Raw genomic sequence first — 25510 nt, forward strand, 5'->3', positions numbered from 1 at the left:
CCGGTGCGGGATGCGTGTTTGCGCTTTGGTTAGTAATGTCACTTTTCCTCCTCTGTGTGACGTGAATTACTGAGCGTCAGAATAAGTGGGAGCAAAGTCTTGAGTAAAATTGATAATTTCTTTAACCCCAATCACAAAAATTGATATTCTTGGCGATAAGGAACGATTTGCATTGGTAATAGGAGTTTTGAATGCGTTATTCACTGAAGCAGCTTGCTGTTTTTGAAGAGGTGGCAAGTACGCGAAGTGTGAGTAAAGCCGCTGAAAATCTGGCATTAACCCAGTCTGCGGCCAGTATGGCACTCTCCCAACTGGAAAAGCTGCTGGGGCGGCCCCTGTTTGAACGTCAGGGAAAGCAAATGGCACTGACATATTGGGGGGCCTGGTTGCGACCACGGGCTAAGAAACTGTTGTTTGATGCCCAGCAGATAGAGTTGGGTTTTTATGATCAGCATATTGTCAGCGGTGAAATTAGCCTGGCTGCCAGCCAGACCGCAGCGGAACACCTGTTACCTGAACTAATCAGTATCATTGATAAAGACTTCCCTGAACTGCGCATTCAGCTGAGTGTAAAGAATGCTCAGAAAGTGATTGATCAGGTTAGGAACTATGAATGTGAGCTAGGGATTATCGAAGGACGTTGTGATGACAGTCGGCTGGAGCAGGAAGTCTGGTGTCATGACCATCTGGTAATTATCGCCTCCAAGTACCATCCTTTTGCCAATTTCGAAAAAGTCAGTTTTGCTCAGTTGGAACAGGCAAAATGGGTGCTTCGCGAGCAGGGGGCCGGTACCCGAAAAAGCTTTGAGAGCGCTTTGCACGGGGTCATTGAAGACTTAGATGTCTGGCGAGAGTATGAACAGATTTCCGTCCTTAAATCTTTGGTTACTCATGGTCCTTATTTGAGCTGTCTGCCTTACCTGGACGTGGCTAAACATATCGAGCGCGGAGAGTTGGTAGCCTTGAATGTACCTGAGCTGAATATGAAGCGAACACTTTCTTTTATCTGGCGTGCTGACTCGATAGAGAACCCGTTGCGTGAGTGTATCCGCCGTGAAGCTGTCAGGATGATTAAAGACCGTAAGATGGAAATGTAATCTGCATCAGAAAAATTGATGTGCATTACAAACTATATAAATATAAAACAAAGAGCATAATGATCGGTTCTTACTTATAAAATGTGATCTCATGAAGCCATAAAGGCTTAAAATTGATCTTAATGATGACCCAGAACACATATTTAGTTGTTTGTTTTTCCGTAAAGGAAAAAATAACATGATTTCTTATGCTGAACCGAATGCTAATTTGCATCAGTTTTCATGATAACTATTTTTAGTGAAATTGATATGTAAGTGTGTGCATTGATCGTGGTTGATTAGGCGCTTTTTGTCGGTTATTTAGACAAATAATCAAACTCTCTTATTAAAAATAGAAGAATTGATACTGGCCGGTTTTTATTTATGCTGAATGCTTGTTGTGAAGGCGCTTTGAAGGCGCTTTGAAGGCGTTTTTGCGATATAGGAAACTTTGAATAAAGTGGGTTTAACTATCAGTATTACTTATTCACCAGTGCAATAAACTTTATATGCATTTGCACCCATATTTGAATTGAGGTCGCCCAGAAAACCTAGTGGTGAAAAGCCGGATAGCAAAATTGTCAGGTAAATCTGAAGAAAAACAAAAAGGAGAGCGATGAGCTCTCCTTTTTAAAATGAATCGATTTGATCTGGAATTAATACATTACTTTAGCAGAAGTGTATTCGCTGATAATGCCTTTGATTTTTTCCATGGTTTCTTTTGGTGGTGGTTTTACGCCGGTAAGAGGGTAATCATAGCCCATGGCTTCCCACTTGTGTTCGCCAAGCTGGTGGTAGGGCAGCAGCTCAACTTTTTCAATGTTGTCCATGTCCTTGATGAAATCACCCAATAGATGAGCAGATTTTTCATCGTCAGTGAAACCCGGAACGATAACATAACGGATCCAGGTCTTCTGGCCACGTTGGTGAAGGTAGCGGGCAAAGTCCAGAACGCGCTTGTTAGGTACACCAACCAATTGTTGGTGAACAGAATCATCAAGCTGTTTCAGGTCCAGCATGACCAGATCAGTGCTGTCTAGCACTTCATCAACAACATCCGTATGTTTGCGAATGTAGCCATTGGTATCAAGACAGGTATGGATTCCTTGCGCCTGTGCCGCGCGGAAGAAGTCGCGGACAAATTCAGGCTGTAGCATGGCTTCACCGCCAGATGCAGTAACACCACCACCGGAGGCGTTCATAAAATGACGATAGGCACCGGCTTCTTTGATCAGTTCATCAACGGTGATTTCTCGTCCATCATGCAGGTCCCAGGTATCACGGTTGTGACAGTACTGACAACGCATCAGGCAGCCTTGCAAAAAAACGATGAAACGGATGCCGGGTCCATCCACGGTACCGCAGGATTCAAAAGAGTGAATACGGCCTTTTACAGACATTGCTTTACTTCTCCGCGTGGGGCGTGTTTTATATTGTTATTTTATTACAAAATGTCTGGCTAAAATAGCGGAAAAAGAGTCAAAACTGTAATAGTTCTACATTTTTTATGTGGAAGCGTTTGCGTCTCAGCCTGTCTCTTTTTGCTCTGTTACTTTCCATGATTATAGCTGCTAGGTTTGCTGTTCAATCTGAAAATCAGGCTACTGACAGTCTTCGAAATGATTTTTGATAGTTAAGTAATGGAGCGGTAGTTAGACGTACGATAAGAGTGACTGGCTTAAATTATTCTCTGGTTACCGGGGAAACAGAAGGCGGGATCGAAAAGAGACAGTGGCATAAAAATGATATGCCACTGATGTGTCTTTTATTGCTGTGTTTGAGTGGTTAAGCAAAGCTCTTGTGACAGTTTTTCCGTCATTAAATCCAGCCACTCATAGCGACGACGGTACATCGCTCGTTTAGGGCGAGATATTTCTTCTGGTGTTTTTCGAACTTCAGTTTTGCTGAGTTCGACAAAGTCGCGATTATAGTCTGTTGCATTTAATGCTTTCCAATGAGCATCGTAATCAGCTTTGACTTTTCCTTTATGGTAACGACGAGCGCGATAGATATGAGCGCTGTTTTTAACGGCAAGAAGATGATCAACCTGCCATACGTTGGCGATGATAGTCAGCATTTTGATCATCAAATCTTTAGGGCGAAGGCCATGCAAGGTTTTTGTCAGCGCTTTAATTCTTACTTTATTTTCTGGGCTGCTTTCCGGACCTTGAATACCACCTATAGCCAGTTCTCGACCATTTGACCCTTCACGAATAGAAAATGAGACTGCGTAGAAAGCTAAATTTTGGTTATCCAACAGTTTCAGGGTCATGTCTCCTTCTTTTTGGTATCGGGAGTCATACATTAGTGCAAGGCGAAATTCTTCATCTTTTACTTCAAAGTGAGCTAACTCTAAACCGTTTTGTTGCTGATAAATGGCATGAGTTGTTTCTTCGGGCAGGCATTTTTCTACAAAATTGTAGTGACTCACTACAAAGTCGGCGCGCTCATCTGGTGAACCTTTAACAGTAATGTAAGGCTTCATCGGTTTTTCAAAAAAATTGTGATGCTGTTTTAGCAGCGTATCCAGCATTTCAGGCTTGATGCCAGATTGTAATTTTTTTACTGAGGTACGCATTATTGCTGCACGAAGGATAAACCTGAGTCGATATTTCCAGAGAGCTTTTGATTTGGTTTGTAGTCCATCTGGGTAGGTTATTTTAGCGAGGTTTAGGATCGAGGAGGTGCTGGGCATGACTATTCTTAGCTGTTTGTATTACAAAATTGCGAGATATATTACGCTTGCATTAAAAATAATACAACAATGTTCAAAACTAATCTTTAGCTTAGTTTAGATAAGGTTTTTAGTTTGATATTAAACCATTGATTTTAAAGGGGTAAGTGCTATCAGTTACATTGTAAGCTTGTGTCTGGGGATGTAATAGTAGCTATGAATTTATAGCTATCAGAAGACTCATTTGGGGATAATAAAAAAGCCGGTCAGAGACCGGCTTTTTCTGTTTGTCAGCTAGTTACTATCGCTAGCGGCTAGCTTACTTACACTGAAGTCTCAATTATAGAGAAGCAGTGAAAGTACGAGAAATTACGTCACGCTGCTGCTCTGGAGTCAGAGAGTTGAAGCGTACAGCGTAACCAGATACACGGATAGTTAGCTGTGGGTAGTTCTCTGGGTGCTTAACTGCGTCTTCTAGAGTTTCGCGGTTAAGAACGTTAACGTTCAGGTGCTGACCGCCTTCGATGCCAGCTTCGTGGTGGAAGTAACCATCCATCAGGCCAGCAAGGTTAGCTTTCTGAGTCTCAACTTCTTTACCTAGCGCGTTAGGAACGATAGAGAAAGTGTAAGAGATACCGTCTTTCGCGTCAGCGAATGGTAGTTTACCTACAGAAGTCAGAGATGCTACCGCACCCTTCTCGTCACGACCGTGCATTGGGTTAGCACCTGGAGCAAATGGAGCACCAGCTTTACGGCCGTCTGGAGTAGTACCAGTCTTCTTACCGTATACCACGTTAGAAGTGATAGTCAGGATAGACTGAGTAGGGATTGCATCACGGTAAGTGTTAAGCTTACGGATCTTGTTCATGAACGTAGTAACAAGTTCACAAGCGATGTCATCAACGCGTGGGTCGTTGTTACCGAATTTAGGGTAATCGCCTTCGATTTCGAAATCGATCGCGATGCCGTCTTCGTCACGAACTGGTTTAACAGTTGCGTATTTGATTGCAGACAGTGAGTCAGCAGCAACAGACAGACCAGCAATACCACAAGCCATTGTACGCTTAACATCACGGTCGTGAAGAGCCATTAGAGATGCTTCGTAGCTGTACTTGTCGTGCATGAAGTGGATGCTGTTCAGTGCAGTAACGTACTGCTTAGCAAGCCAATCCATGAAGTGATCCATGCGATCCATTAGGTCGTCATAGTTCAGAACTTCGTCAGTCATCTTGTCCATTTCTGGACCAACCTGGATCTTCAGCTTCTCATCCACACCACCGTTGATGGTGTAAAGCATTGTTTTAGCTAGGTTAGCACGAGCACCGAAGAACTGCATTTGCTTACCAACAACCATTGGAGATACACAACATGCGATTGCGTAGTCATCAGACTCCATGTCTGGACGCATTAGGTCGTCGTTTTCGTACTGGATAGAAGAAGTATCGATAGATACTTTCGCACAGAACTTCTTGAAGCCTTCAGGTAGCTGCTCAGACCATAGAACAGTGATGTTCGGCTCTGGAGAAGGACCCATAGTGTACAGGCTGTTTAGGAAACGGAAGTTAGTACGTGTTACCAGCGTACGACCGTCAAGACCCATACCACCCATAGATTCTGTTGCCCAGATTGGGTCGCCAGAGAACAGCTCATCGTACTCAGGAGTACGTAGGAAGCGAACCATACGTAGTTTCATTACGAAGTGGTCGATCATTTCCTGAGCTTGTTCTTCAGTGATCTTACCTGCTTCGATATCACGCTGGATGTATACGTCTAGGAACGTAGAAGTACGACCTAGAGACATAGCAGCACCGTTCTGAGACTTAACAGCAGCTAGGTAGCCGAAGTAAGTCCACTGGATTGCTTCTTGTGCAGTTTCAGCTGGACGAGAGATGTCACAACCGTACTTAGCAGCCATCTCTTTGATCTGGCCTAGAGCACGGTGCTGCTCAGCGATTTCTTCGCGTAGCTGCATAGTAGCCTGTAGGTCTTCGCCGTTCTCGAATTTTTCTTGAAGAGAAGTGAACTGAGCGAACTTGTCCTTCATCAGGTAGTCGATACCGTACAGAGCAACACGACGGTAGTCACCAATGATACGACCACGGCCGTATGCATCTGGAAGACCAGTCAGAACACCAGACTTACGACACTTCATGATATCTGGAGTGTAGATATCGAAAACGCCTTGGTTGTGAGTCTTACGGTATTCAGTGAAGATTTTCTTAACTTGAGGATCTAGTTCGCGATCGTACGCTTTGCAAGAACCCTCAACCATGCGGATACCACCGTTAGGGATGATCGCACGCTTAAGTGGTTTTTCAGTCTGAAGACCAACGATAGTCTCTAGATCTTTGTTGATGTAGCCTGCATCATGCGCAGTGATGGTAGAGATAACAGAAGTATCGAAATCTACAGGAGCGTGAGTGCTGTTTTCCTGCTTGATACCTTCCATTACCTGAGCCCATAGCGATTTAGTCGCTTCAGTACCTTCAGATACTAGGAAAGATTCGTCGCCTTCATACGGAGCGTAGTTCTTCTGGATGAAGTCGCGTACGTTAACTTCGTTTTGCCAGTCACCTGCCGCAAAACCTTCCCAAGCTTTAGCAAATTGCTCTGCCATGACATACCTACCTTTTTAGTAGAAAAAACACGTACTGTTGAACTTTGACAGTTCTTCACCACCGGAGGGTGATGGACAGTACACTTTTATTAACAATAATACGGATAATCAAATCATAGGTTTCAGATTGTTTATGATTTCATTATTCGTATTAGTGCTAGAAACTTGCACTAATACTAAGTTGGGGCAGCATCATCTACTGCCCCAGCTTTGATTATAGTAACGCTGGAATGCCGTATTGGCCTTCAAGCATACCAACTGCCAGCATCGCAATCAGACAGATAATCAGTACACCACCAGGGATGATTACCTTGTCAGCGAAAGACAGCTTAGTTGCGCGCTCTTTGTCACCGATCAGACCGTTGTTGTCCAGTAGCATAGTCAGAGCCCATGCCAGAACCGGGTTAACAACAGCAGATGCGAAGATACAGATACCCGCAGACTGTGAATCTTTAGTGTCTTTAACCATCTGAACACCAGCTTCCAGAAGTGGCAGGAATACACCAACCAGCAGAGCAATACGCATTACTGGTGGCCATACTGCTACGTCCATTGGGAAGCCAAGGATAGCAATGAACATTACCAGACAGCCAAGAACGATCGCGCCAGCAGGAATTGGACGCTTCGCGATAGCTGCAGGGATCATGTAAGTACCCCAAGATGAAGTGATGTTACCACCACCCAGAGCAGTACCTACCATCTGACGGATAGAACACATAGTCATAGTGTCATCAACGTCCATCAGTACTTTATCAGTGCCTTTAGGGTAGTTCAGTTCCTGGAAGATACGGTGACCAAGGAAGTCTGGAGACCACATTGCTACAGCCAGGATTGCGAAAGGTAGAGATGCGATGAAGTGCTGCAGGTTAGGCAGACCAAGCATCCAACCTTCTTCTGTGCTGCCCCACCAGTAAACTGGGTTCAGGTTAGGCAGACCCATTTCTGTTTCGAACTTAAGGTCGAAACCGGCGCCTAGAACCAGAGCAACGATCAGGCCTGTGATAGCACAAGCAGGAATCGCCAGCCAGCGCTTGTTGATGCGAGCCAGGTAAGCATAAAGAATAATGTTTACAGCCAGTACGATCAGACCAACGTAACCCATGCTGCCAGCAGCAACATCAGCAGACTGAAGACCTGTAGCCCAAGACTGGATTGAACCGATCTGGCTCATGGTACCAGTAAAGCCCAGGAAGATAAGCAGACCACCGGCTGTACCTTCAGAGGTCAGGTTCACCAGTTTAGAACCGCCTTTGAAGTAACTTAGCAGAAGACCGAATACACCAAGAAGGATGGCTAGAGCAAGAGGGTGGGCACCGGCCAGGGCGATAGAACCGATCAATGGAATCATTGGACCGTGGTTACCAGCCAGGTTGGCGCGAGGATTGATGAATCCGGATGCTAATACACAGAAAAGAAGCGCAGGAAGTAGCATTTCAACACGTGCAACTTCGATTGCGAATTCTTTACCAAGATTGATGTGATCCCAAGCTTGAGTCAGGCCGTCAGCCCAAGACATCATTACCGCAGAGTACATTGCGATAATACCGATAGTACCCGCCAGTGCTGGTACAAGGTCTTCAAGCTCGAAACGGAAGTCACGGCCAGGCAGATTAAGGCCGAAGCGGCGTGGCTTCATAATTTTCAGTTCATGATCGAGATATTCCGATCGCGTTGAGAAGTCAGATGCAGGGCGGTGCAGCTCCTGATAACTTCTTTCTTCAGATGACATAATTGCCTCGTTCTACGTTTAAAATAATTCTTGTCTTTGGTTTCTGTAATGTAGCTTGCCACTCAAAAATTGGACAATCTGAATTGCGTGCCGATGAGTGTAATTAAATTTCACCAAATTTTATCCGAAGTGTACCGTCAGAATACTAAAATGGAATTGATCTCGATCACTACGACTAAAATATTATAAGAAAAAAACCAACAAAAATTGAGTGGAAAGACTAAAAATTATGAAAAATGTCGTAAATTTCATAACAGAGCGATACTTGTGAATACCCTCTGAATAGATTGATTTTTATTTAAGTTGTTATTTTATAATGAATTTTACTATTGTAGCGTGCGTTTCATGGTTTACAAGAGATGAAGCGGTACTGTCGTCACTGGTTGTTTTATTTTTAAACAATTCATTATGAGCATAGATGAATAAAAATGCCGATAGAAAACTACCGGCACCAGTTTATATAGCCAAAAGTTGTAAAAAACCTACATTTGACTCGCTGCTTTGGCTTTCTGCAGTTTTTGGTAGGAAGCCAGTAGTTGCTGGTGTGCAGGGAACTGTGTCATGGTTAGATCGCCGCTGGTCAGGCCGTAGAAACGGACCGTACCTTCGATTGACCCCCATGCTGCAGCAACGATCTCTTTGCCGTAAAGGCGTTCAAATTCAGCTTTGTACTGAGCCGGATCGCGTTCTTCATCAAGAGCCAGTTCCAGGCTGGCGATCAGACAGTGGAAAAATTGGGTACGCTCCGGACTGTATGATGAAGCGTTATACTCGATACACCAGTTAGCATATTCCTGTGCCAGCTCAATATCACCGCCAGCCAGTGCCAGTAGACACTTTAGCTCGCCGATACAAAGAGTTTGCCAGGCACTATCTGTTTGCGGAGCTAGGCCGATGATTTCGGAAAGGTAACTTCTGTCATCAAGGACTTCTTCTTCCAGGATGGTGTACATTTCAGCGTACATCTCGCTGTCCCACTCAACAGTCGGAAGTGCCAGCAGGGTTTCACGCAGCTCCAGCGCAACGTTATTGTTGGCTTCGATCAGTTTTTCGACCGGATAGATTTCAGACCAGCCCGGTACAATGATGCGGCAGCAGTCGACACCGAGAAAGTCATAATCGGTAATGTAAACGTCGGCACCTGCCTGCTCAAAGATAGCCATCAGCCAGTTGAATTCTTCTTCTGATGTACCACTGAAGTTCCAGTCGACAAATTCATAGTCGGTCACTTCATTATCAAATAGTGCTTCGGGGAACACATCCAAATCTTTCAGGCCGTGGCCCTGAAGTATTTCGGCTACAGCGCGTTCCAGTGCAAGTTCAAAGCGCGGGTGAGCACCGAATGAAGCTGAGTAGGTGTTGTCTTGTTGGTTGAATAGCACTACGCATATCACTGGATATTGACCACCAAGTGAAGCGTCGTAACAGCAAATAGGGAAACCTTCAGCTTCCAGTGTGTTGATTGACTCCTGAATACCCGGAAAACGGTTCAGAACTTGCTCAGGGATCGCAGGCAGGCTGATGCGTTCTGAGATAACACGGTTTTTGAGCGCTAACTCGAAAACTTCGGACAATCCTTGGGTGCGGGCTTCGGTTTTCGTATTACCCGTTGCCATACCATTGGATATGTACAGGTTACCAATGATGTTCATTGGTACGTAAACTGTTTCTTTGTCACTCTGACGTTCGAACGGCAGGCAGCAAATACCGCGTTCCATATTACTTGATTGCAGCTCGATAAGATCGGTACCCAGCAATTCCATTGTTGGATCGTAGAATTGAGTCAGACGTTCATCAAGGATCTCTTCCGGTGGAAGATTTTCTTCAAGACTTAAAGGGAACCATTTTTCATTCGGGTAGTGAACGAATTTGCTTTCAGCAATCTCTTTACCTAGGTAGTAGTCGGTATAGAAGTCGTTGGTCGATAGACGCGTAATGAATTTACCCAGTGCCGAAGCCAGCGCAGCTTCTTTGCTTGCGCCTGTTCCCTTGGTGAAGTTCATCGGTGCATCGACATCACGGATAAGCACAGACCAGACATTAGGAACCGGGTTCAGCCATAATATTTCTTCAATATTAAAGCCCAGTTGTTTCAGCTGAGTCTGGAAACGCTCGATACTTTCCTCAAGTGTGGCGTCTTTACCAGGAATAAATGTTTTCATTAGCGATCTCGTCAGGAGTATTGAGTGGCGCGCAGTATACCTAATTCGTTTACTGAAACCCAAGTGTGTCTAAAGTAAGGATTTGCTATTGAACTTTGTTAAAGGATAGCAAGGTGGAGAGAGTGAACTGATGAAAGAAAGGGAGTGGTTTGTACCACTCCCTCTTTTATATTACGAGTGCTTTGCAACCTGGAATTCGCCCAGGCGTTTTTTCTGATCTTCTGCCAGTCGCGACAGGTGATTACTGGCTTCGGCTGTCTGGCTGATGCCTGCTACGTTTTGGTTAATAATGTCATTGATATTGTTGATGCTCTCAGTGATCTCAACAATAGCACGGCTCTGTTCGTCGACAGAGGTAGTGACATCGCCGTTAACGTGGCTGATCTGTTCCAGTGCCTGGCTGATTGACTCTATCTGACGGTTTGTCTGCTCAGTGATCTCATTATTACTGTTGACCTTATCCAGACTGTTGTTGACCGAATCAACGACAGCTGCTGATTTTTGCTGCAGCTGCTCGATAATGGACTGGATTTGCTGGGTTGAATCCTGAGTTTTGGCTGCCAGAACACGGACTTCATCTGCAACTACGGCAAAACCGCGTCCGCTGGCACCGGCACGTGCCGCTTCGATGGCGGCATTCAGAGCGAGCAGGTTGGTTTGCTCTGAGATGCTGTCGATAACAGTGATAACTTCACTAATCTGGATGCTCTGTTCATTAAGCTCAGTCACCTGGCCGGAGGTATCGTTCAGTTGCTCGGTCAGTTCTTGTGTTAGTACGCGTGCCTGCTGGGCAATAGCGGTACTTTCAGCACCCAGTGCCAGTGCCTGCTGAGCACTTTCATCCGCTGTTTTGGCATAACCATCAACCTGGTTTGCAGCCGAAGACAACTGAGTAACCGCAGTGGCAATCTGCTCAACCTGTTGTTGCTGATCCCGACCGTTGATTTCGCTTTGGGTCATAACTGCTGCCAGCTCAGTAGAGGATGCGGCGACCTCATCACTGACACCACGCAGGGCGCGGATAGTGTGGCCCAATTGGCTGATGGCATTATCCAGGCTGGCACCCAGCATACCGATTTCATTGTTACCACTGATGCCGGTTGTTTTATCCATTTTGCCATCAGCAAGGTCACGTACTGCAAGGTAAAGGGTACGCAGGATTTGATTAATAGCATTGGCCAGCAATAGGCTGATGGTGATCGACAGGACAATAGCAATGGCACTGGCTGTCATCTGACTAGTGGTCACTGAGCTAAGCAGAGATGCAGATGTTTCTGACAGATCTTCTGTGGCAACGCGGGATTGCTCGGCCAGTGAATTGATCAGTCTGGTGTTTTTATTTGCCAGATCGATCATGTGTTTGACGGTATTGTCTTTTTCATGCTGAAGACGAATGATAGTCAGCAGTTGCTGTTCCCAAATTTGTACATCGGTGTACAGCACTTTGGTTTCCGGCCATTGTGCGAATGGTTTTACCAGCTTAAGCATATCGCGGGTATGCTTCAGAGCATTTTGGGTTGATTCTTTATTCTGATCTTTAACCCCTTCGGCAATGTTATACAACATCAGGCCAGCGATATCAGACATTTGGGCAATGTCTTTATTCCACTTAGCAAGATCTTCTGCACTTCTGTTACGTGTAACCCGGACATCGGCTTCGTTCAGTACTGTCGAAATCCAGCTGGTTTCATCGTAGATTTTACGAATTTCACGGCGCTGCTGACGTAACTGTTCTGAATCAGCGGTGTATTGCTGGAAGTTCTCAATGAACTGCTCAAGTGAACGGGAAAGCTCGGGCGTCAGTGCTTGGTTGCCGCTGGTACGTAGCTGGCTGAATTCGTTTTTTATTGTGGCCAGGTTGTTGTTATTGGTTTGTACCATGGAATCCAGATGCTGGTAGAAGCCCAGTGCATAAATGCCTTTCATGCGGCTGGCATCGAACAGGTTCTGGAAGCTGTTTATCTGGCTGTTGAAAACGATGTAGTCATTCACTTCCTGAGTATTACTTTCTACTTCATTAAGCAGATTCTGACTGATGAAGATTGTGATGATGAAGCACAAAATGGCAAAGGCAGAGGAAAGCGAGAGCAGGATGCGTAATGGTATATTTTTGATTGTATTTAACATGAATGTCGTAGCTTAATTTTGTGTGAAAACACGGAAATACCGGAGAGGCATTAAAAATCCGACAGAGGAATATTGAACTGATTGTAATGTGTTGTGTTTTATATTCTTTAGAAGAGGCGATAGTGTATTGCCATAAATATGCTTTGTAAATACATCAACTTGCATTTGTGTGATGAATTATTCAGCAGTTAGATGGTGTCCCGGCCGAAATGGCAGAAATTGGTGAAAGGTCCGTCGGAATTGAGGTATTTGATGAGGGTATAAGAAAAGGAAGTAGCATTGCTGCTACTTCCTTATTAACTATGTCGAGGGTTAGTGGCCGACTTCAAACTCGCCAAGGCGATTTTTCTGATCTTCAGCCAGCTGTGATAGGTGGCTGCTAGCCTCGGCACTTTGACTGATACCAGCAACATTCTGGCTGATAATATCGTTGATATTGTTGATGTTCTGAGTGATATCAACGATGGCTCGGCTCTGTTCTTCCACTGAAGCGGTAACATCGCCATTAACCTGACTGATTTGCTCCAGCGCCTGAGAAATAGACTCGATCTGGACAGTGGTTTGCTCTGCAATCTCGCTGTTGCTGTTTACTTTCTCAAGGCTGTTGTTTACTGCATCAACCACGGCTGAAGATTTCTGCTGTAGCTGCTCAATGATCGTCTGGATCTGCTGAGTTGAATCCTGAGTTTTGGCTGCCAGTACGCGAACTTCATCTGCAACAACTGCAAAGCCGCGTCCGCTTTCCCCTGCACGTGCTGCTTCAATCGCCGCATTCAGCGCCAGCAGGTTTGTTTGTTCTGAAATGCTGTCAATTACAGTGATGACTTCACTTATCTTGATGCTTTGCTCGTTCAGGTCAATTACCTGGCTCGATGTTTCATTCAGCTGCTCGGCTAGTTCTTGGGTTAGCTGACGTGAGTGCTGGGCAATCGTAGTGCTTTCAGCGCCCATTGCCAGTGCCTGTTGAGCATTTTCGTCAGCCGCTTTTGCATAACCGTCAACCTGACTGGCGGCTGCAGAGAGCTCAGTGACTGCTGTGGTGATCAGTTCCACCTGTTGTTGCTGTTCACGTCCATTGACTTCACTCTGGGTCATCACCGCCGCCAGCTCTGTTGACGATGCGGCCACTTCATCACCGACACCACGAAGAGCGCGAATGGTTTGTCCCAGCTCTTCAATGGCTTCATCAAGACTTGAGCCAAGCAGGCCAATTTCATTATTGCCTTTGATGTTTGAGCGAACATCAAGTTTACCTTCCGCCATATTTTTAACGGTCTGGTATAAGGTGTTCATGATATCGCTGATCGCATTGGAGAGCAGGATACTGATAGACAATGCCAATACAGTTGCAATCAGAGTCGCGATTAGCTGAGTGCTGTTAACAGATTCAAGTAGATCTGTGGTTGTCTCAGACAGTTCAGCCGTTTTGCTATTTGAAGCCTGTGATAGCTTAGTGATGATTTTGGTATTGATATTACCTAGATCAATCATGTGTTTAACTGTCTGGCTTTTTTCGTTTTGCAGCTCAATAATTTGTTTGATTTGCTGCTCCCACATGCGTGAGTTTTGCACCAGTTCTTTACTTTCTGGCCAGTTGGTAAAAGGAGCTAGCTGCTTAAGCAGGGACTGGGTGTGTTCCAGGGTGATTTTGGTATCTTCCTGGCTTTGACCTTTTACACCAACCGCAATGTGGTAAAGCATCAGGCCGGTAGTATCAGCCATTTGTGCAATTTCTTTATTCCACGGCTCTCTTTCTTCTTCGCTGCGGTTTTCTGTCACCTGCAAATCAGCATTTTTCAGATCGGTAGTGATCCAGCTGGTGGCATCATAAATCGTTCGGATTTGTTGGCGCTGACTGCGCATCTTTTCAGAGGCTTTTACGTATTGCTTGTAATTACTGACAAATGTTTCCAGAGATCGCTTTACTTCCGGAGTCACTGCGTAATTATCAGAATGCATCAACTTGTCAAAGCTGCGCTGGATATTTGCCAGATTATCTTTATTGATGCTGACCATTTCGTCCATACGGTCATAAAAACCCAGTGCATAAATAGATTTCATCCGGCTTACATCCTGCAAGTCCTGGAATAGTTTCATTACACTGTTAAATTCAATGAAATCATTAACTACGTCGGTATTATCTTCAACCTCTGAAATCAGGTTCTGGCTGATGACAATCGTAATAATGAAACACAGCACAGCAAAAGCTGATGATAACGAAAGTAATATTCGTAGTGGTAGATTCTTAATTGTATTTAGCATGACTTTTAACGTTATTTATGGCGCAAGAACGAAGGTGGCTTTTTATAGTAATCAGTGTGATTGCATATATTGGATATGATCAACACACATAATCTGTTCGTGGTGGGTATTATATGTTCAATCAATAAAACTTAATAGAGTGTTGGCGGGCTATTTCTTTTTTAAAGAGAAAAATAAAATGAAAAAGATGTTTATTTTGGAAATAAGTTAAAATACTTTTTCATAATTAAAAACAACTAAAATCTTTATGCTTTTATTTTATTTTCTTCTTCTCTTTTTCTTTATTTAATCTGTTTCATAGTTATTGAACTTTATTATTGACTGATTTTAATTCTCACCTTAAATCCAGGAAATATTCCTAATTTAACTAAAGTAATTTCCATTGCGCTTTTTTACTTCTCTTTGCGTTATATGATTTGGCTATATGCCACTTGTGCAAAGATTAAGGTTTGGTGACAACTTGATAATTATTATTGAGTTTTTGACCGCCATCCCACCTTGATATAACACCAAGTGAAAGTAGTCACAGTTAAAATTGTTGCGTTATAGCAGAATGAATTGGTCGGATAAGATACCGCCAGGTGTTTATTCTGTCAGTTCATAACTATTCATCAGTTTGGCCTGAATTAGTAATAAAAATCAGGCTGAGCCGGATGGTGATAAGAGGGATACGATGAAAGCAACAATAGCATCAAAGATAAACGCAATGCGTGATGACTATATTGCCGCAGTGAAGCGTTTAGTGGCGATACCAAGTGTTTACCAGGAAGACGATACCGACAGGCCGTTTGGACTGCCGATTGATGATTGTCTGATGGAAACACTGAACCTTTGTCAGGAAATGGGTTTTTCCGTATTTAAAGACAGTGACGGTTATTATGGTTACGCCGAAATTGGTGATGGCGAGCAGATGATTGGTGTGCTTGGCCATTTGGATGTTGTACCAACAGGTGAACTTTCAGCCTGGGATTCTGAACCATTTGTACCAGAGATCCGCGACGGAAAATTATATGGTCGTGGTACTCAGGATGATAAAGGCCCGACACTGGCCGCTATCTTTGCGGTTAAAGCCCTGATTGACAGCGGCGTTACCCTGAACAAGCGAATTCGTTTTATCTTCGGTACAGACGAAGAAACCCTGTGGCGCTGTATCGATCGCTATCTGGAAAAAGAAGAAGTACCTCAGTGCGGTTTCACACCAGATGCTTCTTTCCCGTTAATCCACGCAGAAAAAATGCTGATCCAGTCCTGGGTTCACGGACCGGGTGACGCAGAAGTGCAGTTGGATTGTGGCGGTGCATTAAACGCTGTGCCTGAACTGGCGAAGTATGAAGGTCCGCTATGGGAAGAGCTGGTTGCCAAACTTGATGAACTTGGTTTTGATTTTACTGCTGAAGATGCCGAGGTAACTGTTTTCGGTAAGGCGGCACACTCTGCGGCTGCGGACATCAAGGGCGTTAATGCTATTTCTCGCTTGTGTATTGCTCTGAGTGAGCTTGGTGTTACCCATCCTGCGGTTCACTTTGTTGCTGAGCAGGTTGGTGAAGATGCCAATGCCAGAGAGATTTTCGGCCCGGTAGAAGATGTCAGCGGTCGCCTGACATTTAACGTTGCCCAGCTCAATATTAATGAGCAGAGCAGTAAGCTCGGTATCGATATCCGGGTGCCGGTAACTTTCAGTAAAGAAGATTTTGATAACGATATCCTGGCGGTTTGCGAGCAGTATGACCTCAGGTATGAAGAGTTTGATGTGTTGCCATCTCTGTATATGCCGGCAGAAAGCCCGGTTATTCAGACATTAATGGCCGCATATCAGGAAGTAAGCGGTGATATGGAAAGTCAGCCTATGACCTCGGGAGGCGCGACTTATGCTCGTGCAATCCCTAACTGTGTTGCTTACGGGGCGATTTTCCCTGGCCGTGAGAAAGTTGAGCACATGCCCAACGAGTATTTGATCATTGATGACATGCTCAAAGCAATGAACGTGTATGCAAATGCGATCTACCAATTGCAGGGAGTAGAGCTATGACGACAGCAACAGAGGCTGGCAAAATGAAAAAATCATTCAAGATGCCAACGGTTTATACCATCCTGTTTATCATCATTGCCCTGGTGGCATTGCTGACGTGGATTATGCCGGCTGGTAAATATGACTACATCGTTAACGGTACGGATCAGGTGATCCCGGCTGCTGAAGTGTTGGATTATTCTGGTGGTGAGCGCCTGTTGCCGATTCCTGGCTCGTATCAGGAACTGGAATCTTCGCCACAGGGTGTGATTGATGTGCTGATGGCACCAATCAAAGGCTTCCACAAAGCGGTTGATGTGGCGCTGTTTGTGCTGGTGATCGGTGGTTTCCTTGCTGTAACTATGCGCACCGGCGCGATGGACTCCGGGGTTGCGGCGATTGTTCGTAAGTTCCATGGTCGTGAGCAGATGATGATCCCGGTACTTATCACCTTGTTTGCATTAGGTGGTTCTACTTACGGGATGGCGGAAGAAACCGTTGCCTTCTGGGCGGTGATTCTGCCGGTAATGGCTGCTGCCGGCTATGACCGTATGGTTGCGGCGGGGATTATCCTTTTGGGTTCCGGTGTCGGTGTTCTGGCATCTACCGTTAACCCGTTTGCGACAGGTATTGCTTCCGGTTTTGCCGGGCTGCCTATCGGTGAAGGAATCGGCTTGCGTGTGATTCAGCTTGCAGTTCTGGTTGTGATGGCTTCATGGTTCGTTATGCGTTATGCATCGAAAGTGAAAGCGGATAAATCACATTCTGTGCTGGCTGATATCGAGTTTAATGATGAGTTCTCTCATGTTAAGGAAGATGACGGTGAATTTACCGGTAAGCAGAAGCTGACCATGACCGTCTTCTTCGGTGCTTTCCTGGTGATGATCTACGGTGTTATTCCTTGGGAAGACATGGGCATTACGGCTATTCCAACCTTGTGGTGGTGGTTTGATGAACTGTCTACCTTATTCCTGACCGCTGCGATTGTTATTGCTGTGATCAACCGGATGTCTGAGGGGGATTTCATTAAAACCTTCATGGAAGGTGCCAAAGATCTTATCGGCGTTGCCCTAGTTGTTGCGGTTGCCCGTGGTATCTACGTGGTGATGGATAACGGTGTGATTATCGATACTATCCTGAACTGGGCTGAAGGTGTGGTTACCGGTCTGTCATCTGGTGTCTTTGTGGTGGTGACTTACTTTGTACACATTGTGCTGAGTTTCTTCATTCCATCTACATCCGGCCTGGCAACAGTTTCTATGCCGCTAATGGCACCGTTGGCTGACTTCTCTGGCATCGGTCGTGACTTGATCATTACCGCTTACCAGTCTGCTAGTGGCTGGATCAATATCTTTGCGCCAACTGCCGGTCACCTGGTTGCGGGTCTGGCGCTGGCTAAGATCCCTTATGAGCGCTTCCTGAAATGGGTAATGCCTTTTGTCATCATGGTATTGGTTGCAACTGTCATTATTCTGTTTGCCGGAGCTGCAATGATGTAATCATCAGAGAAGGGGCCTGGTTCTCCTTTCTTGTTACAGTAAAAAGAGCGAGTGGGGTAACCTGCTCGCTCTTTCTATTTCTGGCTGCTTATAGCGGTCAGGATTAGTGTTTGTTCACCTCTTTTCATTTCTTCATATCCCTGCTTTTGGTTCGTATTTTATGCTTGGCTTGTCATGTTCTGGCCATTTGCCTAGCTGGAAAAACGATAAGCTCATTTTTGTTTAATGAATATTTTTTCAGGTCGGGCTCGTTGGTTTTACCTCTGATTACATCAATACATTTTAGAGTATTGCTTATTCTTTGGTGAGTGTTTATTGGCTTGTCTACTATAGTTTCTTATTACACTCAGGCTGCTTTTGTTTCTTTTTTCTTTGCTCGCCGTTAGCCAGAGCTATGATGATTGAAATTTGATGTAAAATTGCTCTTTTTCCTCATTGTGAGTTGTTATAACTGGTTTGTTTGCTGTTTTTTTAGTTTGAAATAGGGAGCGAATTTGTAGGAAAAACAACATTTATATCTGTGTTTGTGTGGTAGTTAATGATATCAGGTTCACTATTATCCCGCTTTTAAAGAAGGAAAAGCTATAAAGGCTTTTTTTACTATCAAAGCAGGGCGTTCTTTTTTGCAGTCAGGAAGGGTGATGTTGTTGCTAAGTGAATAACTATTCGTGTATTTTAGCTAATATTGTTACATTGCTTTAGGTTAATGAAATGTTGCCAATTGTTATTGGTGGTGATATTTTCGGTAAAGTGCTCGGAATGCAGACAATCTGGCTATTCTTCATTTGAGTGTTCAGGCTGGCAGGAATAATGGCTCAGCATGCATTGTCGACGGGCGTAATTTTGAATTCACGGAGCAACAGGAGTTAGCGCGCATGGCAGAACAAGTGGCGCTTGATGTAAAGGATCTGCACAAATCTTTTGGTCAGAACGAAGTCCTTAAGGGGATTTCGCTGACAGCTCATCGTGGTGATGTCATTTCAATTATCGGCTCTTCCGGTTCTGGTAAAAGTACCTTTCTACGTTGCATCAATTTATTGGAAACGCCAACCCAAGGGGAGATTTGGGTTAATGGTGAATTGATCAAGATGAAGAATAACCGTCGTGGTGAATACCTGCCTGTTGATGAGAAGCAGGTTCAACGTATTCGCTCACGGTTGGCAATGGTTTTTCAGGGGTTCAATCTCTGGTCACACATGACGGTGCTGGGTAATGTGATTGAAGCGCCGATCCATGTACTGGGCGTTCCTCGGGCAGAGGCAATAGAAAAAGCTGAAGAGCTGTTAAATAAAGTAGGCCTGTATGAACGTCGTAATTACTATCCGGGTCACCTTTCCGGTGGACAGCAACAGCGTGCTGCAATTGCCCGTGCGCTTGCGGTTGATCCGGAAGTGATGCTGTTCGATGAACCGACATCCGCGCTTGACCCTGAGTTGGTCGGGGAAGTGTTAGGGGTAATGCAGGAGCTGGCACAGGAAGGCCGAACCATGCTGGTGGTTACTCATGAAATGGCTTTTGCTCGTGATGTTTCAAACCAGGTGATGTTCTTGCATCAGGGATTGGTAGAGGAGCAGGGATGTCCTGGCAAACTGTTCACCAACCCTGAATCAGAAAGGTTGCAGCAATTTATCTCATCTATTTACTAAACTCAGTTATCAGGTTTTCAATCACTGCGCAGGCCAACGTTTGGGGACAGGCAGGCGCAGCAGCAAACACAACAGGAGTAGACAATGAAAAAATGGATTTTGGCCGCGGCTGTCGTATCAAGTCTGGCAGCAACATCGGTTCAGGCTAAAGAGTGGAAAGTCGTTCGTTTCGGCATTGAAGGTGCCTATCCTCCGTTCAGCTGGACAGAGCCAAGCGGTGAGCTGAAAGGTTTTGATGTCGATATGGCCAATGCCCTGTGTAAAGAGCTGCAGGTTAAGTGCAAGATTGTGGCTCAGGACTGGGATGGCATTATTCCTTCCCTGCTGGCACGAAAATACGATGCGATTATTGCTGCGATGTCGATCACTGATGAGCGTAAGAAAAAGGTCGATTTCACTGGTAAGTATGCGTTGATCCCAAATAAGTTTGTTGCAAAGAAAGGCACCAAGATTGAGTTCACTAAGGAAGGGCTTAAAGGGGTGAAAGTCGGCGTACAGCGTGCGACAACTCATGATAAGTACCTGACTGATAATTACGGTGATTCTGTTTCCATTGTTCGTTACGGCTCGTTCGATGATGCCTACCTTGATCTTAAGGCCGGGCGTATTGCCACCATTCTTGGTGATGCATCGGCACTGGAAGAAGGTTTGCTAAATAAAGAAGGCGGTAACGGTTATGAGTTTATCGGCCCTTCACTGACGGACCCTCAGTGGTTCGGTGACGGTTTCGGTATTGCTGTCCGCAAGCAGGATAAAGACCTGACCAAAAAGCTGGATGACGCGATTAAATCTCTTCGTGAGAAGGGAGTCTATCAGGAGATTGCTTCCCGCTACTTTGCCTACGATGTTTATGGTGAGTAACGCCCTTTTGTATTAAAGGGTTGGGGCCTGCAGTCTGTGTTGGCCCCGGGAAAATGAGAGCCGGACTCGGAAAGTATATGACAATAAGCCTGAGAGCTTAGTGTCCGGGGCGGCTCTGACCTGAGAAGTTTAAAGGAGTCTTCCCTTGATAGATTTGAAAGGATACGAGTGGTCACTGATTGAAGGGGCATGGGTGACCCTCCAGGTTGCTTTGTTGTCTCTTTTACTGGCTGTGATCCTGGGGATGCTGGGGGCATTGGCTAAGTTGTCTCCTTACCGTTGGGCAAGGGCAGTTGCTACCCTCTACACCACAGTAATTCGGGGTATTCCGGATCTGGTTCTGATGATGCTGATTTTCTTCGGTGGCCAGATGCTGCTTAATGACAGCCTGTATCGGCTCAATGAGTGGCTCAACGAATATTTTACTTCTTCCGATCCAAATCACGAGTGGACTTCTTATCTGCCGGACTATGTGGAAATCAGTCCTTTTATTGCCGGGATTATTACCATTGGCTTTATCTTTGGCGCCTATATGGCTGAAACTTTCCGTGGTGCCATTATGGCTGTCGATAAAGGTGAACTGGAAGCCGGCAAAGCTTACGGCATGAGTAGCTTTCTCTCCTTTCGTCGTATTTTGTTGCCACAAATGATCCGTCACGCGCTGCCGGGGTTTGGTAATAACTGGCTTGTTTTATTGAAAACAACGGCTTTGGTTTCCATTATCGGCCTGGATGACATGGTGCGTAAGGGCGCGCTGGCTGCCGGCACCACTCAGATGCCATTCACTTTTTATATGACGATTGCTGTCATTTTTCTTCTGTTTACCTCTCTCTCGACGTCAGCGTTGAAGTGGGCAGAGCGCAAATTCAGTATTCATACGAGGTAGATCATGGATTTTAGTATTCTCGGCGAAAGCTGGACGATTTATCTGCAAGGCTTCTATACCACGGTATGGATGGTATTTGTTGCTCTGATTGTTGGCCTGGTGATTGCGATTCCAATTGGTATTGCCAGAAACAGTCAATTTGTTTTTGTTTATGGCCCAGCCTGGGCGTTTATTTACTTCTTTCGCGGAACGCCGCTACTGATTCAGCTGTACCTGATTTATTACGGCCTGAGTCAGTTGATATCCGTACAAGGGACATTGTGGGAAGATGCCTGGTTCTGTGCTTTGGTGGCATTTGTGCTTAATACGGCAGCTTATACCGCAGAGATTATCCGTGGCTCAATTAACAGTATGCCGAAAGGAGAAATTGAAGCAGCGAAGGCTTATGGTATGAGCAACGCGCAGGCTTTCCGGCGGGTTATTCTGCCAAGCTCACTTCGCCGGGCGTTACCGGCATATAGTAATGAAGTCATTTTCATGCTGCACGGGTCAGCAGTAGCCGGGATTGTGACCATTGTTGATTTAACCGGAGCCGCCCGTATCGTGAATTCGCGCTATTACGCGCCATTTGAATCATTCCTGTTTGCCGGACTTTGTTATATGGCACTGACGTTTATTATTTTGTGGGGATTCAGGAAGCTGGAAGGGCACTGGATGAGGCATTTAAGACCATTGAGTTGATGTAACTCCAACAGGTAAAAGAAAACGCCGGAGCAGTGTTGCCCCGGCGTTTTACTTTGAATTACTTGAACACTGACCAGATCGGCGCATGATCGGACGGCTTTTCAATACCGCGCAGTTCGTAGTCAATACCGGCTTCTACACAGCGTTCAGCCAGTGATGGTGTTGCCAGGATAACGTCAATGCGAAGACCGCGGTTATCAACAAAACCTTTAGAGCGGTAGTCAAACCATGAATACTTGTCGTCAACTTCCGGGTGAAGCTGACGGAAGGTATCGATAAAGCCCCAGTTCATTAGAGTACTTAGCCATTCGCGCTCAATTGGCTGGAACGAGCATTTGCCTGTTTTCAGCCAGCGCTTTGCATTAGCCGGACCGATACCGATATCCAGATCAATTGGGCTGATGTTGATATCACCCATCACAATAACTTCTTCTTCATTATTGTGGTGATCATCTAGGTAAGCCATCAGATCAGCATAGAATTTTTCTTTGGCCGGAAACTTGGTTTCATGGTTGATGTTTTCGCCCTGTGGGAAGTAGCCGTTCAGGACTGTTACTTTTTTACCGTTCTCTTGCTCGAATGTTGCCATGATCATACGGCGCTGAGCATCTTCCTCATCGGTCGGGAAGCCTTTTCGAACTTCAATAGGTTCATGTTTACAAAGCATAGCCACACCATAGTGTGCTTTTTGACCATGGTGATAGACTTTGTAACCCATAGCCTCGATATCTTCGAGAGGAAAAGCTTCATCGTGGACTTTTATTTCCTGTAGACCGATGACATCTGGTTGATGTTTGTCGATTAGTGCCTGTAGCTGGTGAAGGCGGGCGCGAAGGCCATTTATATTGAAGGAGATGACTTTCATTATATTAATTCCAAGATTATCAGGCTGTTAACTGGGAAGAGCGATTTTATCATATTAAATGGGTTTCGTTGGCAGAGAATAAGATAGGCTTATGTTTTAAATGGTTACATTAATTACTACTGCATTTGAGATCTAGATCACGCTTTATAGCTATTCCTATATGTGATAATTTGGCTTGTATCCATCCCCAAAATTGTATAACAATGAAGCCAATAGATGATATTGACATCCGTCTGTTAAGACTTTTTTTGGTGATTGCGGATAGCGGTGGCTTTTCTGCTGCGCAGTACCAATTAAATATGCACCAATCAAGCATTAGTAAAAAAATGAGTGATTTGGAAACCCGTTTAGGAATGACTTTATGCCAACGTGGAAGAGCTGGATTCAGCCTGACAAGTGATGGTTTAAAAGTATATGAAATAAGTAAAGAGTTATTCCACCATATTCATGAGTTCCAAGATCAAATAAATGATATTCGCTCAGTTTCAAGTGGCAGTATTAATTTAGGATTAACTGATAATTTGGCAACAAATAAGAATTGTCATATTCAGAATGCAATCAGTTCCTTTTGTCGGACTTATTCCAAAGTTAATATTAATACAAAAATATATGATACTTCTTTAATAGAGAAAAACTTATTACAGAATAATATTGATATTGGTGTGACCTCACCTGAATTTTTTAAAAGCGGGCTGAAATACTTTTATTTATTTGATGAGCAACAATTTTTATATTGTTCATCATCTCATCCTGTTTTATCACTAAAAAATAAAGCTACTGTTGACGATATCCTTAGCCATCCGGTCGTGGATCGCGGACTGGCTCACAATGTGACGCCACTAAGTAATGCCAGCGATGACTTGTATAAGTCGAAAACCACCAGTATGGAAGCGACGGCACACATGATCCTTTCCGGCTACTTCATCGGTTATTTGCCCGAGCACTACGCTCGGATTTGGGTTGAACGTGGTGAAATGGTGAAGATCAACACTGTCGATGGCCTGGAGTACAAGCCGAACTTTTATCTGACGATTAATGATAAATGCGATCTGTCATGTGCGGCAAAGGCATTAGTTACGGCAATTACTGATGCTCACGGTGTAAATAATGTTTCAGAGCTAGAGAAATTGATAGAAAGTTAGAAGCTTAAATTTGCTGTGTAACTGAATAAAGAATCAGTGAAAATGGTACGCTGTGCGTAAAAAGCAATCATTGAACGCCATACATGTGTTGATAGTTATGTAATACATAACCAAACAGCCAAGTGGATATCATAAAATAGCTATTTAAATATGATACTAATCCTATATAAATACGCGCCAATCTTGTGGTGTTTTAGTGGTCTTAGTTCATATGCAGCAACCTTGCCTGTCAATTAACCTTGGAGTGATCGAAGAGAATACTCGTAAGCTGGTTCGTCTTTGTAATAATAAAGGGGTTATTCCGGTTGGGATCTCCCGATTGGTGGAAGGCTCAGAGCCGATTGCCCGGGCGATGATGATTGGCGGTATTACGACGATTGGTGATACTCAGGTAAGAAACCTGATGAAGTTAAAAGATTTGCCAATCAGGAAAATGTTGCTGCGACGTCCTTTGCTTTCAGAAGTTGATGATGTTGTTCATCATGCTGATATTTCCCTTCACTCAAATCGGGAAGTATTGATGGCGCTGTCACAAGCTGCTGTTAAAGCTAATAAACGTCATGAAGTTATCATCATGCATGATTTGGATGGTGGCGAAGAAGAGGGCTTCGACAGCTCTCATACTGAAACCCTGGCTGAGCTGGTGTTAAGTTTGCCAGGGCTGACTTTTGTCGGCATTGGTAGCCACCTGGCCTGTTACGGTGACGTGGAAACACAATCCTCCATTGATGAAGACTATGACGAGTGGGCCAGCTACCACAAGCTTGAAGCGATTTCCGGTACCGGTATTGCGGGCATAGTGCTGATGATGCCGAGAAAAGATGAGCCACGTCTGAACCAGTTGCGTTTGGGGCGTTCACTGATCATGGGGATCGGTCTGAATGATACATCGATTCCCGGTATGCCTCAGTCAGCGATGAAACTGAAATCTGAAGTGGTTGAGATAAAAGAAAAATCATCGATTTTTGTTTATTCAATCAATTCGGAACACTGTAATGATGAGCTTAACTTCAACAATCGTGGCGTGCGGTTAAGGGCGTTGTGCGCAATTGGTAAACAACACCTTGATGTAAGCCAGCTTACTCCAGTTGATGATGGCGTTATCATTATTGGCGCGACTCAAAATGCTCTGATCCTTGATATCACCGATGCTGACCGCCGCTACCAGGAAGGAGATGCGATGAGCTTCTATCTGTCTTACAGTGGTGTGTTGCAATGCCTCGGCAGTGAAGCGGTTGCCAAGCAGTATTACTTTTCCTCCTGAGCTCGAAA

The 25510-nt window shown here is 44.8% G+C and carries 17 protein-coding genes; 9 read left to right on the forward strand and 8 right to left on the reverse strand.

Annotated features, from left to right (window positions below; all coding sequences use genetic code 11):
- The first annotated feature begins 191 nt into the window (after nt 1-191).
- On the forward strand, nt 192-1097 hold the full coding sequence (locus tag AACQ93_RS04420; protein ID WP_007467458.1) for a LysR substrate-binding domain-containing protein: 906 nt from the start codon (nt 192-194) through the stop codon (nt 1095-1097).
- Nucleotides 1098-1732: 635 nt separating this feature from the next.
- Here AACQ93_RS04420 and pflA read toward each other — a convergent pair.
- The 7 genes from pflA to AACQ93_RS04455 all read right to left on the reverse strand — a co-directional run bounded on the left by pflA (nt 1733) and on the right by AACQ93_RS04455 (nt 14647).
- Nucleotides 1733-2476 (reverse strand): pyruvate formate lyase 1-activating protein, encoded by a 744-nt coding sequence (pflA, locus tag AACQ93_RS04425; RefSeq protein WP_064602457.1) that lies wholly within the window; start codon nt 2474-2476, stop codon nt 1733-1735.
- 365 nt (nt 2477-2841) lie between these two features.
- Nucleotides 2842-3771: a VirK/YbjX family protein gene (locus AACQ93_RS04430; protein ID WP_064602459.1), complete on the reverse strand. Its 930-nt coding sequence runs from the start codon at nt 3769-3771 to the stop codon at nt 2842-2844.
- 319 nt (nt 3772-4090) lie between these two features.
- Nucleotides 4091-6367, reverse strand: coding sequence for a formate C-acetyltransferase (pflB, locus tag AACQ93_RS04435; RefSeq protein WP_064602461.1), 2277 nt, complete (start codon nt 6365-6367; stop codon nt 4091-4093).
- A 214-nt stretch (nt 6368-6581) separates the two neighbouring features.
- Nucleotides 6582-8096 (reverse strand): DUF3360 family protein, encoded by a 1515-nt coding sequence (locus AACQ93_RS04440; protein ID WP_007467461.1) that lies wholly within the window; start codon nt 8094-8096, stop codon nt 6582-6584.
- A 482-nt stretch (nt 8097-8578) separates the two neighbouring features.
- Nucleotides 8579-10258: a 30S ribosomal protein S12 methylthiotransferase accessory factor YcaO gene (locus AACQ93_RS04445; protein WP_064602462.1), complete on the reverse strand. Its 1680-nt coding sequence runs from the start codon at nt 10256-10258 to the stop codon at nt 8579-8581.
- Between the two features lie 171 nt (nt 10259-10429).
- Nucleotides 10430-12385 carry a methyl-accepting chemotaxis protein gene (locus tag AACQ93_RS04450; protein WP_084418949.1) on the reverse strand — a complete coding sequence of 652 codons (1956 nt, stop codon included), beginning with the start codon at nt 12383-12385 and terminating at the stop codon, nt 10430-10432.
- Nucleotides 12386-12697: 312 nt separating this feature from the next.
- Nucleotides 12698-14647, reverse strand: a complete 1950-nt coding sequence (locus tag AACQ93_RS04455; RefSeq protein ID WP_084418951.1) for a methyl-accepting chemotaxis protein — start codon at nt 14645-14647, stop codon at nt 12698-12700.
- Nucleotides 14648-15320: 673 nt separating this feature from the next.
- Here AACQ93_RS04455 and AACQ93_RS04460 point away from each other — a divergent pair.
- The 6 genes from AACQ93_RS04460 (at nt 15321) to AACQ93_RS04485 (ending at nt 22228) form a co-directional block, all read left to right on the forward strand.
- A complete protein-coding gene (locus AACQ93_RS04460) occupies nt 15321-16676 on the forward strand; it encodes a M20 family metallopeptidase (protein WP_064602469.1) in 1356 nt (451 codons plus the stop codon).
- Nucleotides 16673-18154, forward strand: coding sequence for a YfcC family protein (locus AACQ93_RS04465; RefSeq protein ID WP_007467470.1), 1482 nt, complete (start codon nt 16673-16675; stop codon nt 18152-18154). Before AACQ93_RS04460 ends, AACQ93_RS04465 begins: the two co-directional genes overlap by 4 nt.
- An 875-nt stretch (nt 18155-19029) precedes the next feature.
- Nucleotides 19030-19800 carry an ABC transporter ATP-binding protein gene (locus tag AACQ93_RS04470; RefSeq protein WP_007467472.1) on the forward strand — a complete coding sequence of 257 codons (771 nt, stop codon included), beginning with the start codon at nt 19030-19032 and terminating at the stop codon, nt 19798-19800.
- 84 nt (nt 19801-19884) lie between these two features.
- Nucleotides 19885-20661, forward strand: coding sequence for an ABC transporter substrate-binding protein (locus tag AACQ93_RS04475; RefSeq protein WP_064602471.1), 777 nt, complete (start codon nt 19885-19887; stop codon nt 20659-20661).
- Nucleotides 20662-20806: 145 nt separating this feature from the next.
- The gene (locus AACQ93_RS04480; protein WP_064602473.1) at nt 20807-21547 is read left to right on the forward strand and encodes an ABC transporter permease; all 741 of its coding nucleotides are present in this window, start codon (nt 20807-20809) and stop codon (nt 21545-21547) included.
- Between the two features lie 3 nt (nt 21548-21550).
- Complete coding sequence (locus tag AACQ93_RS04485) at nt 21551-22228, forward strand: ABC transporter permease (RefSeq protein WP_064602475.1); 678 nt, start codon at nt 21551-21553, stop codon at nt 22226-22228.
- Between the two features lie 61 nt (nt 22229-22289).
- On the opposite strand, the gene xthA is transcribed toward AACQ93_RS04485, so the two are convergent.
- Nucleotides 22290-23096, reverse strand: coding sequence for an exodeoxyribonuclease III (gene xthA / locus AACQ93_RS04490; RefSeq protein ID WP_064602476.1), 807 nt, complete (start codon nt 23094-23096; stop codon nt 22290-22292).
- Nucleotides 23097-23299: 203 nt separating this feature from the next.
- Between xthA and AACQ93_RS04495 the strand changes: the two genes are divergently transcribed.
- Nucleotides 23300-24238 (forward strand): LysR family transcriptional regulator, encoded by a 939-nt coding sequence (locus AACQ93_RS04495; protein WP_064602479.1) that lies wholly within the window; start codon nt 23300-23302, stop codon nt 24236-24238.
- A 196-nt stretch (nt 24239-24434) separates the two neighbouring features.
- Complete coding sequence (locus AACQ93_RS04500; RefSeq protein WP_232323284.1) at nt 24435-25502, forward strand: alanine racemase; 1068 nt, start codon at nt 24435-24437, stop codon at nt 25500-25502.
- Nucleotides 25503-25510 lie beyond the last annotated feature (8 nt).

Source organism: Photobacterium sp. J15 (assembly GCF_963870815.1).
GTDB lineage: Bacteria > Pseudomonadota > Gammaproteobacteria > Enterobacterales > Vibrionaceae > Photobacterium > Photobacterium marinum.